This window comes from Deltaproteobacteria bacterium (genome assembly GCA_020845775.1).
Taxonomy (GTDB): domain Bacteria; phylum Bdellovibrionota_C; class UBA2361; order SZUA-149; family JADLFC01; genus JADLFC01.
Map to the genome: position 1 here is coordinate 1 of JADLFC010000119.1, position 15,059 is coordinate 15,059.

The window sequence follows — 15,059 nt, forward strand, 5'->3', positions numbered from 1 at the left end:
GCCTCCGAGGCTAAGATGCGGCGAAAATTGATAGTCGCCGAATTTTATTGATCGTAATCCCGAAATGTCGTATATTTCGAGATTATGTACCCTCGGGCTATTAATATATTGAAAACGCGGAGTTTTTTTCTCTTTGGCGCGCGAGCTACGGGAAAAAGTACCTTGTTGCAGCGAAGTCTTAAGGAAGAGGAGGCTTATTTCGTCGATCTACTCAATCCTCGGGTTTTTGAGCATCTTCAGGCTTATCCCGCCGACTTAACGGCCATGATGGAACCACACATCAAGGCTGGTAAACTTATTGTAATCGACGAAGTGCAGAGAGTTCCGGCCCTGCTGGACGTAGCCCATATGTCTATCCAAAGGCAAAACGCCGTTTTTGCTTTAACCGGCTCTAGTGCTCGAAAGCTTAAGCGAGGTGCAGCGAACCTTCTCGCTGGGCGAGCATCTGTTTATAGATTGTTCCCTCTATTATTTTCGGAGCTTGGTAATGACTTCTCTTTAAATTCTGCAATGAGATGGGGAACACTTCCGGAGTTATGTTTATTAAAAACCGATGAAGAGAGGAGTGACTTTCTCCAGGCTTACGCCGATACCTACGTGCAGGAGGAAATCATTGCAGAGCAGATAGTGAGGAATCTGCCGCCTTTTCGCCGCTTTCTTCAAGCGGCAGCGCAAATGAACGCAAAAGTTATCAATGCAGCAAGTATAGCCGCCGACATTTCAACGGATCCTTCGAACGTGCGAAATTACTTTGAAATTATCGAAGATACTTTGCTAGGCTTTAAGCTGGATGCGTTTCACGCATCTATTCGCAAGAGTCAGAGGATTAGTCCTAAATTTTATTGGTTTGATAACGGAGTCGCTAGAGCTTTACATAAACAACTTAATATTAACATTAATCCATCCACCTCGTATTATGGGGATCTATTTGAGGCGTTTATTATTACCCAGATTCGGGCGGCGCTAGAGTATAGAAGGGAGCAATATCAAATGAGCTATTTGCGCACTAAAGATGGTGCGGAGATCGACCTTATTGTTGAGCGTGCTGGATCTATAACGCTTTGTATCGAAATTAAGTCTGCTACTAATGTTCGCGCCGAGCAGCTTACTAACTTAAGTAAGCTAAGCGCTGATATATCGGGGTCTAGACCAGTATGTCTATATAATGGAAAAGAGAGACTCAAGTTTGGTTCGGTAGATGTTTTGCCATGGGAGGAGGGACTTTGGGAATGCGAGCTGGCGAAAAAACCTACTTTGCCAGAAAGAATGGATGACAAAAGACTCTATTAGCGCAGCTAAATTTATCGTGCGTTATAGACTAGGTTTTTGCATTCGGGACTCATTTTGCGGGGATTTTTGCAGTTACTACTATACCGTTTCCAAAAAGTAAGTTAAATATTTTACTTTTTGGAAACGGTATTTGTTGTTTATTGGCAAGTGCTTGCGCACTTGCTGTTTATAGCATTTACAAAAATCCTTTTTGTAAATGCTATAAAAGTGCTCCTTAGCTAAAGCACTTTTAGCAAAGCTGCCTTCAGCGCATCTACGTGTTCTTTTTCAGTAGTTAGTGGTGGTAACAAGTGCACGATTTGTGGATCCGAACAAAGGCCTACAATAATTCCCTGCTTAAATAGGTCTTGTTGAACTGGCTTAGCTTCGCGATGGAGCTTTAGGCCCAGCAAACAGCCGCGGCCGCGCACTTCGGCAACTTCCTTAATGGCAAATACTTCTCGCACATAATCGCCTATTTTTCTAGCGTTTTGTACAAGGTCTTGTTCCTTAATCGATTCTATCGTTGCCATCATGGCTGCCATGGCCATTGGGCCACCGCCAAAGGTGGCACCAAGATCGCCAACTTTGAGCTTGCCACTTACGTGTTCAGCCATGATAAGAGCACCGATGGGAAAGCCAGCCGCAAGTCCCTTGGCAAGTGTGGTCATATCGGGCGAAACGCCTGAAAAGCGCGACACAAATGGAATGCCCGTTCGTCCCATGCCAGTTTGCACCTCATCGAAAATTAGATAAGCACCTACCTGGTCGCAGCGCTCGCGCAGAGCCTTTAAGAAATCCCGATCAAACTCAGTAACTCCGCCAATGCTTTGAATTGGTTCTAAAATTACTGCGGCGGTTTTGTCGTCGATGGTTTTTAAGTCATCGGCGTTGTTGGGCTTTAAACGCACGACCTCTCCGATTCTTTCTCTCAAATAATCGTGCCAAGCAGGTTTATCGGTAGCGGCTATAGCAAGCAGAGTTCGACCGTGGAAGCTACCGACAAAAGACGCTATTTTTGAGCGGCCAGTATTCTTGATGGCGACTTTTAGGGCGTTTTCATTAGCCTCGCCGCCGGAGTTACAGAAGAACACCTGATGGCGACGAGCATCCGCAAAATCCAGGAGCATGGCGGCAGCTTTCTCGCGAATGGGAATGCGCGCTAGGTTGGAATAGAACATCAGCTTTTCACCGGCAGTTTTTATGGCATCGAGCACTTGGCGCGGAGAGTGTCCCAATAAAGAAACGGCGTGTCCGCCGTAAAAGTCTAAATAGCGCTTGCCGTTTGTGTCGTAGACATAAATGCCCTCGCCCCGCTCTAGCTCAAACGGGTATTGAGCATAAACCTCTAATAATGGCGATAAATTGCTAGTTTTTGTTTCCTTTAAGTCGTTCATTCGCCTTCCCCTAAATTCCCAGCGCCGGTTTTCTAAGACCCAAATCTTCAGGCAACCCACTCATGATGTTCATGTTTTGAATGGCCTGTCCTGCCATTCCCTTTACTAAATTATCGAGTGCCGCCATAGCTACGACCTGCCTCCCTCGCGACACTAATGAAATGTCGCAAAAGTTTGTTCCTACTACATTTTGCAATTCGGGAGAACCCTTAACTAGTCGTATGAAAGGAGCATTTTGGTAATATTGGCGATAGCAATCCAATAAATCCGCTGCGCTCATATCTTTATTGAGCTTTAGGTAGCTCGTGATAAAAATGCCTCGGCTCGTAGGCAGTAAATGGGGAACGAAAAAAGTGCGCGACTGGTTGTCAAAACTATCTCCCAAAGCTTGGCAAATTTCAGCCTCGTGTCGGTGTTCAAGGATTTTATAGGCAGCACAATTTGCAGTTCGCTTGGGGTGATGCATACTTGCCTGAGGAGTTCTTCCGGCCCCAGATGAGCCGGTTTTGGCATCGAAAATGATATCCCCATCAATATTTTTTCCCTTTAGGGCCAGTGGAGCAACGGATAAAATGGCCGCGGTGGCAAGGCAACCCGGGTTTGAGATAAAGCGTGCTGACGCAATTTGCTCGCAAAAGAGCTCAGTTAGGCCGTAGACGAAATTTTTGCGAAGCTCTTCCAGAAACAAAGCTCCGTGGTAATGCTTTTCGTGTATTGCCCTGTCTTTTAGTCTAAAATCACCCGAAAGGTCTATTGTCTTTACCTTGCTGTCATTTACGCACTTTATTTGAGATAGGGCACTGGCTGCTTTGCCGTGTGGTAGCGCCAAAAAGATAAAACATTTTTCATAAGAAAGGAGTGAGTTTTCATCTAGCTTTTCATCAAAGTTGTAGTCGCAAAATCCCAAGAGGTGCGGGTGAGCATCACTAACTTTCTGGCCCGGCATGGAGGATGATACTGCCGAAACTACCTCTACGTGAGGGTGTTCACAAAAAAGCCTAAGTAACTCGCCAGAACCATAGCCGCTTCCACCAATAATTCCTATGCCAATTTGCTTTTTCATAAAATATCTCTTTTCTCGTTCATGGTCAGCTGATAATTCTATAGATTATTAATATGGAGAGCAATAATTAGGTTATTTGTAACAGCGGGATAATGGCGCGATAGCTGTGGCATCTTATCAAAATCATATTTCTTTTTCAGCGGCAATTGGGGCGGCATATGCTGTTGGCGGTGTCTTTTTCTTTAATATTTACCCAGAGCTAACAGTATTGGCGTTAGCTCTGATTATTATCTGCGGGTTAATTCCTGACGTAGATGCAAATAACGGAGCTCCGTCACGGGAACTAGGCGCTTTGTTGGCTACAGTTACGCCAGTTGTAATAATAGAATTTTTTCCAGGTTTTAAGGCTGGCGGCATAGCTCGAATTGCTTTACTGGCCATAGGTTCGTATCTGTTTACCAGGATTGTTGTCGTGCGGGCTTTGCAAAAGTTTACCGATCACCGTGGCATGCTACATAGTATGCCAGCAGCGGTTATTTTTTTTGAACTGGCGTATTTGTTGTTTTGGGATCTGTATTGGAAGGAGCGCTTATACATTGCCAGCGCTGCTTTTTTAGGGTTTTTTTCGCATCTATTGTTGGATGCCTTGGGAAATGTCGATATAGTAGGTTCAGCTTTGGGAAAAGCCGAGAAGAAAAAGGCAGTTTTAAAATTTGTCGGCGACAACTTGGGCATTACGTTGTTTATGTATGCTTCAGTGTTACTGCTAGGCTGGTTTGTATTTAAAGATGTTTATCCAGAGTTAAGAAACTATGCCCGGCTTTAACGGCGTTTTATAGCATTTACAAAAAGGATTTTTGTAAATGCTATAAACAGCAAGTGTTTACGCACTTGCCAATAAACAACAAATACCGTTTCCAAAAAGTAAAATATTTAACTTACTTTTTGGAAACGGTATAAAATAGCGTTCGCAATAGATAGGGCGAATGCTGTAACATATATAAAACCCCAATTAATTATTTGATACGAGGAGATTTCTGGCAGAGCACTGTGTCGTTCCGCTGCGGGGTTAAGCCAAGTTTCGAGTGCCGAACTCGTTAAAGTGCTAGATGAGGAAATGGTAGCTTCGCCAAATAACAACAGTCCGGTGGCAACGGCTAAGGGAATTCCTATTTTCTTAAAACCACCCTGCAATTTCCCTGCAAATCTTAGCAATGAAAAGCATATCATTAATATGTACGCTATGGCTAAGGTGTAGATTGCTGTACTTGAAAATACAGGAACTAGGTTGGGGGAATGAAAGATTAGGCCATCGGATAAAATGGTCGTCTGATAAGTTGTTATGCTCGGACTGAATAGTGCAATCTCGCTAATAGTGGAGCGGGCTATGGGCATAGCAGCACTAAAAATTTGAGTGTTTAATTCCACCCGTCCAAGGAGTGGCGATAAAAAGTAAATAATTAGAAGTGCGAAGGAAACTATGTGGAAGCAAAACGCCGCGAAGAATGATGATAGCGTTGAAGTTAGCCGTCCCGAAATAGCGCCCAAGCACATGTTTGGAAAACTCGCTATGACGCACATTGTTAGCGAAAGGCAAATCTGCGACATTAGGGAGTTGTTCGCCAAGAAGGACCCCAGATAGTGCTGTGCTGCAAACGCGAAGATGGCGGAGCTCATGATGGCAAATGCAAATGACAATGTCTTTGATATAGCTAATTTTGCTGGAGATTTGTAAGCGTCCGGATGCAGCGTTCCGATATTGCTTACGGCAATTGAGCTTCGCGTTATACTTGGAATTCGCATCGGTTTGCTAGTGCGAGCAAGAGAATCTCGCTTAGACTCAGCCTTTGAATTGGCCGTGTCGAGCTGGCTTTTTCCGGTCTTTCTTGAGTTGACTTCGAGTTGTTGCAGCAGATCGCTCGACTCTACGGTTGTGTTAGGGCCCAATGTGGCTCCTCGTTTGCTGCGTCGCCTGGCGGTGTTGATGATGTCGAGAACCTCGGCGGCGCTGCTCGGTCGTCCGGCAGGCGATTTGCTGAGCAAGTTTAATATAAGTCGGTTTAGCCACGAGGGAATTTCGCTGTTATGCTCAATAGGTGGGATCGGCTTTTGGTTTAAATGCATGTGCATGGCCGCCGCTGGCGTATCGGCTTGAAACGGTATAACACGTGTAAACGTTTCGTACAACAATACTCCTAAGCTGTATAGGTCAACGGCATGTGTGATTTTATCGCCGAGCCAAATCTCAGGTGCAATATAAGGCGAAGAACCTATGATTTCGTTATGAGCAGTTAGGGCGGATAACTCGGGGCGCGCGACTCCGAAGTCAGTGATTTTAACGATGGAATTATCGAGTACGATTACGTTATCCGGTTTTAAATCGCGGTGAATTATCTTAGCCTGATGGATGGCTTCTAAACCCTCGCAGATTTGGCAACTGATATCAACTAGCTGGCTTAATGTTGGAGAGTCCTCGCTGATCAGATTGAATAGCGACTTGCCAGGAATGTACTCCATCGTAAAATAAATAAGGTGTTCATTAATGCCCACGTCGTAAGTCCTCACGACATTTGCGTGACTTACTCTTCGCATGAGCTGAACCTCGCGAAGAAAGCGATCTGCGCATGAAGTATCAAAGCTAAGCTGGCTATGTAGAATCTTAACAGCTACCTGCTCGTCTTTAAGCACGCTGTCGCGCGCTAGATAAACAGTTCCCATTCCGCCTACGCCTAAGACTTTTTCCACGCAGTAGCGTTCGGCTATGAGAGAGCCAACTTTAAGCTGTCCCGAATTTTGCAAACTTGAATCTAGCTCATCCAAGATAAATAAATCCTCGACACGACAGCTCGTATGGCTGCGTTTTCCAATATTCTCGTACGAACCGCAAAGTAATCCCTAGCAATCCTTATAGTGAGGATATCGTCTTAATTTGAGAAGTACTTAACTACGGCAGTGAGTTACTAAGAAATTAGGCTCCTATGTAGCAATTTAAAGCCACTTCTTTCTTGCCAACCTAGAGAGGTCCAAAATTCTCGTCCTATGATGTTTTTATCTGTAAAACCCAGGTGACAGATGCGAATATCGATTGCGAGCAATGAGTCAAGGCATTGCCTAACCAGTTCAGATCCAATGCCTTGGCGTCGAAATGATTTGTCTACGGCCATGTGATAGATGTGGGCACTCAAGCCATCATGCCCACACAATATGGTGCCAATTATTTTTCCATTAATCGCAGTAGCAAGATAGCTAAGTTCAGGATTTCGCTCAAAAAAGCGCGTAAGAGACGCTATTGAATCTACGGCACTAAGAAAAATGCCGCCCTCTAGCGCGTGCCAAAAGCTAATTATTTCCTCAATGTCTCTAGCAGTTGCCAGCCTGTAGTTAACCGATCGATGCGATGCCGAGGAAAGAGGAGGATCTTTAAGGGAATCGTTCATGTTTCTCTTACTAAAACTTAGGGCTACTAGGCCTCCAATCGCCAACTTGGTGGCATGTTTTTCGAGATCTCAATTTCTCTAAACTCAACGCTCTTTCTAGGTCCATTTGCGATAGCCCATTTTGCCATGGCAGAAAGTCCCTCTTTTAGAGAAAAGGACGGGCATGTTGGGAAGAAGCGCTTTATTTTTTCATGGCTTGAATAAGCGTGCTGAACTTCGTTTCGCGCCTCAAGGTAGTTTATTTTTGGCTCAACGCCAAATACGGAACAAACCTCATTAGCTAGTTCATTTACGCTGTAGGGCGTATCTGCTCCAATGTTAAACACTTCGCCATACGCATCTGTGTTCCGTGGCGCATCGCTTATGATACCGGATATCTCTCTAATGTAGCTAAAAGCTCTAGTCTGAGTGCCGTCCCCAAAAATAGTTAGGGGTTGCTTAGACATTATTTGATTCATAAAAATTCCTATGACGTTTCTATATTTGTCGCCAATATTTTGGAACTCCCCGTATACGTTATGGGGCCTAAAGATGACGTAGTTCAGTCCAAACATTTCCTTAGAGCACTTGAGTTCTTGCTCAACTGCGTATTTTGCAATGCCGTAAGAATCTTCCGGCTGAGGTGTAAGCTCCTCAGTCATGGGGAGCTGGTTAGCGCCATAAACGGCAATTGAGGAAGTAAAGACAAAACACTTGACGCCATGATTAACCGACGCGTTAATCATATTTACGCTGCCGATTAGGTTGTTGTTGTAATTAAAGCGCTTTATAAAATGGCTTAAGCCCTCAGCTGCATATGCGGCTAGGTGATAAACATAGTCGAACCGGTGCTCTTTAAAGAGAGACTCCACTAATTCGTTATCGAGAATCGATCCCTCGACAAAAATTGCTGCCAGCGGAACGTTTTCTCGAAAGCCACCACTCAGATCGTCGAGCACTACTACTTTATCTCCGCGCGAAAGCAAATCTCGCACCACGTGCGAGCCAATAAAACCCGCTCCTCCTGTTACTAAGCTTGTCATATATCTTTCGCTTGAACCTCTTAATAATTTGTTGCCATTATTTCCTTAATGGTCGGTCTTTAAAATTTAGCGGTATTGCACTATAATGAGCCTCTTTTCTCAAGCATTATAGCTGCCTGGGCGAGAAATGTCCAAAGCAGTGTGGGTACGGCGAGCAATTTAGAGTTGGGTTTAAAAAGGTGCATACAGAGAGCATTTCCAAGGCAAAAGTTTTAATCGAGGCGCTGCCTTATATGAGGCGGTTTGGCGGGAAGATTTTGGTAATTAAATACGGCGGCTCAGTAATGGTTGAGGAGCGGCTAAAGGAGCTTGTGGCTACGGATATAGTGTTGCTGCGCCATATTGGCATAAGTCCAGTCATTGTGCATGGTGGCGGGAGTGAGGTATCGCGCTGGATGAAGAAAGTGGGCAAAGAGGCTGTGTTTATTGATGGCCTGCGCTTTACGGATCACGAAACTATGGAAATTACCGAAATGGTGCTTTCTGGGAAGATAAGTAACGAGATTGTTACACTTATCAATCAAAAGGGCGGACGAGCTCTGGGTTTGTCTGGGAAGGACGCTCATTTGTTTACGGCAAAAAAGATTCGTTCTACGGCGGATGACGACTTAGGGTTGGTTGGCGAAATAGATAAGACGGACGTTTCGCTGCTTCTTTCGCTTTGCGAAAAGGGTTACATTCCCGTAATTTCGTCAATAGGAGTAGATAGTTCTGGTAAGAGCCTGAATTTAAATGCAGATCACGTTGCGGCGGCCTTGGCTCGGGCCTTAAATGCGTTGAAGTTGATATATCTGACCGATGTTGAAGGTGTCATTTTAGACGGCCAAACGCTATCCATTTTAGATGTTAGGCAGGTTAAGGAGTTACTCAAGAATCCGCAGATTAAGGGAGGCATGTTGCCAAAGCTGCGCTATGCTATAGAAGCCTTGGAGGGAAGTGTAACAAGTGTGCATATTATTAACGGCTCAGTCGACCACTCGCTGTTGCTAGAGATTTTTACCGAGGCGGGAGTTGGCACCAAGATAGACAAAGTTATTCGCGAAACTTCCGATGTGGAGCAGTGTGGTGTAAGCTCATGAAGCATTTTGTTAATCTAAGAGATTTTTCACAAGCCGAGATCGCTGCCATATTAGACTTAGCACGCGAACTTAAGCACTTGCAGAAAAAGTCCATCTCCCATCAGCGCCTTTCTGGAAAAACACTGGCAATGTTGTTTGAGAAACCCTCAAATCGCACTCGTTTGTCTTTTGAAGTCGCCATGTATCAACTGGGCGGACATGCTATCAACATTAGGCCGGACGAGGTACAAATGGGAAAACGGGAAAGCATTGCAGATGTAGCAAAAGTTTTTTCTCGATTCGTAGATGGTGTTATGATTAGAGCCCGTGACCAGAATGACATTATAGAACTGGCCAACCATTCGAGTGTGCCAGTAATTAACGGACTATCAGACACCTGCCACCCATGTCAGGCAGTAGCGGACATTCTTACAATTGAGGAGAAAAAAGGCTCGCTGGCAAACATTGGCCTGTGTTACATAGGTGACGGCAATAATGTTTGTAATTCGTTAATAGACATTTGCGAGATCTTAGAGATTTCACTCGTGGTTTGCTGCCCAGATGGCTATGGGCCGAAAGTCGATCGTCAACTTAGCAATGTTTCTTTCGAGAGCCAGCCATCGCAAGCCGTTGTCGGGGCAGATGTGATTTATACCGATACATGGGTTTCTATGGGGATGGAGGGCGAGACTACGAAGCGACTGGCGGATTTTAGAGGTTATGGAGTTACGAAAGAACTCCTTGGACTTAGTAAGGGAGATGCGATCTTTATGCATTGCCTTCCAGCGCATCGCGGAGAGGAGGTTGACCCGGACGTTATCGATGGGCCTTCATCCGTGGTCTTCGACCAAGCGGAAAATAGACTACATGCCCAGAAGGGCATATTGGCATTTTTGCTTGGTTAAAGGCAGATAAGAACGAGAAACCGTTAAGTTTCGTCTATTATTAACTGATCTTTTTTCTTAGTTTGAGTTGGTGACTCAATATACGCTGTGGTGTTAGAGATTCATAACGAACGAGAACGGCGAATAACTAATTATAAAGTTTAAACATAGGAGGTTAACCGCCTTATGATTGAAGCGATTGATCTTGCTAAGAAATATGGCGATTTGGTTGCCCTTAAGGGTATTAATTTTAAGATTTCCGCGGGGAAGGTCGTGGGGTTACTTGGGCCTAATGGTGCTGGGAAGACTTCGACGATGAGGATATTGACTACTTTTTTGCCACCAACGTCCGGTACGGCAAGGATTGCGGGCTATGACATTTGTCAGGAAGCGGATGCTGTTAGGAGGTGTATAGGTTATTTGCCTGAAACCCCTCCGTTATATGCTGAAATGCGTGTAGGGCAATATCTCAAGTTTGTGGCAAAAATAAAGGGCGTTCCCGCCGCTAATATAAGCAGCTATGTTGATGAGGCAATCGAACGTTCTGCCATACAAAGTGTAAGGGAGCGATTGTGTGGGAACTTGTCTAAAGGCTTTCGTCAGCGTGTGGGGCTTGCGCAAGCGCTAGTGCATAAGCCTAGGGTAGTAATTCTCGATGAGCCTACAAGTGGGCTAGACCCGGCGCAAATAATAGAAATTAGGCGGTTGATTTCAGGTCTCTGCGAGGATCACACCGTTATTTTGAGTACGCACATTCTTGCCGAGGTAGCGCAAGTTTGTACCGATGTCATTATTATTGCTAATGGTTCAATAGTGGCGGATGGCTCCATAGAGGAGCTTACCAGAGAAAAGAGCCTGGAGGAGCGATTTATGGAGGCGATTGCCGGCGAACGTTTAGGTGAGAAAGTTTTTCCGGATAATCGACTGGCTTATTCAGGGGAGCAGGCAGCATAGGTGGGTGAGGATTTTTAGGCATGAAAAACATACGCGCTATTGCAGCTAAGGATATTAAGGCTAGTTTTGTCACTCCGGTCGCCTATGTCGTAATATCCGGATTTATTTTAATTTCAGGTTTCTTCTTTTTTTCTCTGGTGCAGCGATTTAATTCAGTTCTTCGTCAAGCGGCTCTAATGCCGACGATGAAACCTAATCTAAACGAATGGGTAATTACGCCTTATTATAATACGCTTACCATAGTGTTGATTTTCTTAATTCCAATATTAAGCATGGGGGCAATTGCAGAGGAAAAGCAGAAAGGCACGTTTGAGCTTTTGGCGACGTCTCCGCTGTCTGTAAGCGATATAGTAGTGGGGAAGTTTTTCGGAATCGTTTTCGTGGCTATGGCAATGCTAGTGATTAGCTTTGTATTTCCGTTAGTGCTGCTTATATTTGCCGATCCGGAAGTTATGCCGGTGATAGTCGGTTTTATTGGCGTTTCCTTGTTTGCTATATCGTTTTCGGCTATTGCGTTAGCCGCTTCTGCTGCTACGCATAGTCAGATAGTAGCCGCCGTTCTTTCCCTCGTTAGTTTGCTGCTGTTGTTTGTCATAGATGCGCCGGCTGCTAAGCTAGATGGCAGTTTGGCCGCTTTTCTCGTCTATTTTTCTCCTTCGGATCATGTAGAAAAATTCATAAAGGGAATTGTTAGCGGGACAGATGTGGTTTATTTTGTCAGTTTAGTTCTTGTCGGATTGTTTGCAACCACGCGAGTAATCGAAGCGGAGCGTTTGCGATAAGCTATTGCCTAGGAGTTTTAGATGAAAAGAAAAGTTCATTTTTTTGGCATCGCAGGGGCGGTGGTATTGGTATTTGCGCTTATTAGCGATGCGCTTGTCGTTTACGACTTGTTTAATTTCTTTTGGATCCACCTTAGTATAGGCGCTCTGCTAATCTTGTTTTTTCTGTTTCGCGGCGGCTTGAGTTTGCTTTCATCGGCGGCGGTAAAGCGCAAGGCGCTGTTTAGCTTAGGTATGACAACGTATAGCAGCCTATTCGTGGGGGTGTTGATTCTCGTAAATTTCATTGCCTACCAGCACGAGATATTTAGATACGATAGCACGGCATACAAGATTTATACGCTAGCACCTCAGACGAAGGCGATGCTGGATTCGCTTTCGCACAAAATCTCACTGCGAGGATTTTATGTGGCTGGAAAGGTCGATAAGGATGTCGATGATTTAGCTAGGCTAATGGATAGATATTCAGATAAAGTTGAGTGGAGCGTCGTTGACCCCGAGAAAAATCCCACGCTGGTCGAGAAGTATGGAATTGTGGAAGGCGGAACTGTGCATTTAACTCTTGATGTGGGGAATAATGGTGCTACGAGAAGCTCAAAAATTAGTGGTAAGATAAGCGAACAGGATATAGTCAATTCGATTCTTAAACTTACTCGTGCTGGAAAAAAGGTTGTCTACTACTTAGTCGGCCATGGAGAGCCAAGCTTGTCGGATGGCAAGACAACTAATGGATATCTCTTTTTTAAGGAGTCCGTTGAGGGAGATAATCTTGCAGTAAAAGAGCTCGTTCTATCGCAAACCAAGAGTATACCGCGCGATGCCGCAGCGATTATCATTGCTGCTCCTCAAAAGAATCTTCTCGAAATTGAAATGGGTATTATTGAAGATTATTTGAGGGCTGGCGGACGAGCTGTTTTTTTTCACGAGCCACGTCGCACGAGAGATATTGAAAGATTGGCAAAACCATTTGCTATTCAGGTTGGACGAGATGTCGTAGTCGATGAGGTGCAGCGCATGTTTTCAGGCCCGAGCTTGGGGGTGGAACCAATGGTGCGTCAGTACGGAGCGCACCCCATTACTGCGTCGCTGTCGGAGGGGGCAGTTTTTAGCATCGCTTCATCGGTTAGAGCCACTAGTCCGATAAGTGAATCTGAAGTTTTTAACGTGTCGGAACTGGCTCTTACTAGTAAGGAGAGTTGGGCGGAGCAAAATTTAGATTTGATTTTTAGCGCTACGCCAGCGGCAAAGCGCGAGGAGGGGGATCTTGCGGGACCGATCTCAATAGCTAGCGCTGCAGAATTTGCGCCTACCTTAAGCGTGAAAAGCGAAGAGCGCACGGCTGGCAGAGAAAGTAAATCTCAAACTGAGACTGCTCGTAACGGAAGACTTGTAGTCTTTGGCGATGCTGATTTCGTCTCAAACGCAAACATTCGGCAGCTTTTTAATAGAGATCTCGTTCTCAATTCTCTTAACTGGGTTATAGGTGAGGAAGAGGGAATTACTATTAGGCCTCGGAGTTTAAGAGAGTCTACAAAGGCTATTTCTCAAGAGCAGTTAAGCGCAATGTTTTTGTTGACAGGTCTGCTGCTGCCAGAGACTCTTTTGTTGGGTGGATTGGGAGTTTGGTGGAAACGTAAACAGTAAGTTGTGCACGTTATTCACACGCACATAGCTATTTCTAGGGTTAGTGTATGACATTTACAAAGACATTGTTGATGGCGTTATTTCTGGTTGTGGGCGGCTTGTATGTCATTAATTTCGAGATAGGTGGTTCAAGAGGATCTGGTCGAGGGGTCGGTTCCTCGGAGGATAAGCCGCAAATACTCTTCCCTGGGCTAGAGGCAAAGGAGATTAGCCGAGTGCACGTCGAGCACGGCAACGTTTCGTACGCTTTTTTAGTAACGGATAGTGCGAACCAAAGAATTGCAGTGCTGGAGCCCCTATCTGCACCCACCGATGAAATTAGCGTAAAAGCTGTTCTTAACGCCATTACCTCTTTGCAGAGCTTTAATTCGATCGATAACAGCTCTGCTGCTAATGATGTCGCTGCTATGGGCTTAGATCGACCGGCGATGAAGTTGCGTTTTGTGGATAAAGCTGGCGAGCATGAGGTATTATTTGGGAACAAGCATTCTTTAACTTCTAGGCGATATGCGCAAATTCAAGGCGAAAATCGCGTCGTTATGGTTAGCGACGACAGTTTTGTAGATTTAAAGAAAACGCCCTTTGAACTGAGAGACAGGACTCCTGTAGCGTTTAATCCATCTGATGTTAGAGGTTTATCCATTGTTAGGGCAGGAGGAGGTTTGGAGCTCGTATTTGTTAATGCAGACAGAGCTAATAATGTGAATGATCAAGGGGAGTGGAAGTTTGGTGGCGAGGTTGCTGCTAAGAAGGTGGATCAGGCTGCTGTGAAGGATGTTTTTAGCGATTTGCTAGCAGTCCATGTGGCGGAATTTATCGATCGACCTAACCCTAACCTGGACACTTACGGTTTGCGAGAGCCGTATGCGAGAGTTAAAATTGTTACATCTGATGGCGTCGTTAACGCAAAGTTTGGATCGGTAGGAACTGCTGTTGGCGCGGAATTGAGCGAAGCTAGCGCGTTAACTGAGAACAACTATTACCTACAGCTTGAGGGAGTGAGTACTGTATATAAGCTAGCAAAAAGGTTTCCAAATGGTCTTATGCAAGATGCCATGCACTTTTGGGATAAAGCTCCATTTGCGGATCTGGATTTTGACAATGTAACTGAAATCGCCATCGGCCATAACCATGAAGCGGACAAATTTTTAGCCTTTGGTAAGGTAGTTAATGCGAGCGAAGTTTATTGGGAGATATTAAGCGAAAAATCGAAGGGTCTGCGCGTTAATGATCGGCTAATGCAGGATTGGTTTAATTCTATAAAAGAGGCTAAGGTATTGTTTTACTTGCCGGGTGGAAGTATTAAACAGGATATTGCTGGGTTTGATAAGCCAAATTTTGAGATTTCTTTGTTAATGGGGAATCAACAGCAGAGCATAAGGAAGAGAATTGTCGTTGGTTCTGAGGTTGGTGAATCGTTAGTGACTAAGAGTTTTAATACTTTAGGTGAGGCAGCAAGGCAGACGGGGTCGTCATCGCAGGCACCACGACATGCTGCTATAGAAGTAAGCGGCCAAGAGCCTTTGGTCTTTGTCGTAGATGCTATTACTCTGAGTTCTTTAGACAAAACCCTTACTCACTTTTTAGGCAGCGGAAGCGCTTCGTAGTC

General features: G+C 44.9%; 13 protein-coding genes. 8 read left to right on the forward strand and 5 right to left on the reverse strand.

Translation table 11 applies throughout. The features are described from left to right. Positions 1 to 108: 108 nt before the first annotated feature. The gene (locus tag IT291_07750; protein MCC6221116.1) at positions 109 to 1,290 is read left to right on the forward strand and encodes an ATP-binding protein; all 1,182 of its coding nucleotides are present in this window, start codon (positions 109 to 111) and stop codon (positions 1,288 to 1,290) included. 218 nt (positions 1,291 to 1,508) lie between these two features. Here IT291_07750 and IT291_07755 read toward each other — a convergent pair whose 3' ends face one another. After that, entirely contained in the window at positions 1,509 to 2,666 is a 1,158-nt protein-coding gene (locus IT291_07755) for an aspartate aminotransferase family protein (GenBank protein ID MCC6221117.1), read from the reverse strand. Between the two features lie 10 nt (positions 2,667 to 2,676). Next, positions 2,677 to 3,729, reverse strand: coding sequence for an N-acetyl-gamma-glutamyl-phosphate reductase (locus tag IT291_07760; GenBank protein ID MCC6221118.1), 1,053 nt, complete (start codon positions 3,727 to 3,729; stop codon positions 2,677 to 2,679). 106 nt (positions 3,730 to 3,835) lie between these two features. On the opposite strand from IT291_07760, the gene IT291_07765 reads away from it, so the two are divergent. Continuing rightward, a complete protein-coding gene (locus IT291_07765; protein ID MCC6221119.1) occupies positions 3,836 to 4,495 on the forward strand; it encodes a metal-dependent hydrolase in 660 nt (219 codons plus the stop codon). Between the two features lie 107 nt (positions 4,496 to 4,602). On the opposite strand, the gene IT291_07770 is transcribed toward IT291_07765, so the two are convergent. From IT291_07770 to IT291_07780, 3 genes are all read right to left on the reverse strand, one after another. After that, the gene (locus IT291_07770) at positions 4,603 to 6,489 is read right to left on the reverse strand and encodes a serine/threonine protein kinase (GenBank protein ID MCC6221120.1); all 1,887 of its coding nucleotides are present in this window, start codon (positions 6,487 to 6,489) and stop codon (positions 4,603 to 4,605) included. A gap of 140 nt (positions 6,490 to 6,629) precedes the next feature. After that, the gene (locus tag IT291_07775; protein MCC6221121.1) at positions 6,630 to 7,106 is read right to left on the reverse strand and encodes a GNAT family N-acetyltransferase; all 477 of its coding nucleotides are present in this window, start codon (positions 7,104 to 7,106) and stop codon (positions 6,630 to 6,632) included. Positions 7,107 to 7,132: 26 nt separating this feature from the next. Beyond that, positions 7,133 to 8,128 (reverse strand): NAD-dependent epimerase/dehydratase family protein, encoded by a 996-nt coding sequence (locus tag IT291_07780; protein ID MCC6221122.1) that lies wholly within the window; start codon positions 8,126 to 8,128, stop codon positions 7,133 to 7,135. A 233-nt stretch (positions 8,129 to 8,361) separates the two neighbouring features. On the opposite strand from IT291_07780, the gene argB reads away from it, so the two are divergent. The 6 genes from argB to IT291_07810 all read left to right on the forward strand — a co-directional run bounded on the left by argB (position 8,362) and on the right by IT291_07810 (position 15,057). Next, positions 8,362 to 9,207, forward strand: coding sequence for an acetylglutamate kinase (gene argB, locus IT291_07785; protein MCC6221123.1), 846 nt, complete (start codon positions 8,362 to 8,364; stop codon positions 9,205 to 9,207). Continuing rightward, positions 9,204 to 10,091 carry an ornithine carbamoyltransferase gene (gene argF / locus IT291_07790; protein MCC6221124.1) on the forward strand — a complete coding sequence of 296 codons (888 nt, stop codon included), beginning with the start codon at positions 9,204 to 9,206 and terminating at the stop codon, positions 10,089 to 10,091. Before argB ends, argF begins: the two co-directional genes overlap by 4 nt. Before the next feature lie 165 nt (positions 10,092 to 10,256). Next, complete coding sequence (locus tag IT291_07795) at positions 10,257 to 11,024, forward strand: ABC transporter ATP-binding protein (GenBank protein ID MCC6221125.1); 768 nt, start codon at positions 10,257 to 10,259, stop codon at positions 11,022 to 11,024. A gap of 20 nt (positions 11,025 to 11,044) precedes the next feature. After that, positions 11,045 to 11,806, forward strand: coding sequence for an ABC transporter permease (locus IT291_07800; protein ID MCC6221126.1), 762 nt, complete (start codon positions 11,045 to 11,047; stop codon positions 11,804 to 11,806). Positions 11,807 to 11,827: 21 nt separating this feature from the next. Next, positions 11,828 to 13,450, forward strand: a complete 1,623-nt coding sequence (locus tag IT291_07805; GenBank protein ID MCC6221127.1) for a Gldg family protein — start codon at positions 11,828 to 11,830, stop codon at positions 13,448 to 13,450. A gap of 47 nt (positions 13,451 to 13,497) precedes the next feature. Next, positions 13,498 to 15,057 (forward strand): DUF4340 domain-containing protein, encoded by a 1,560-nt coding sequence (locus IT291_07810; GenBank protein ID MCC6221128.1) that lies wholly within the window; start codon positions 13,498 to 13,500, stop codon positions 15,055 to 15,057. Positions 15,058 to 15,059 lie beyond the last annotated feature (2 nt).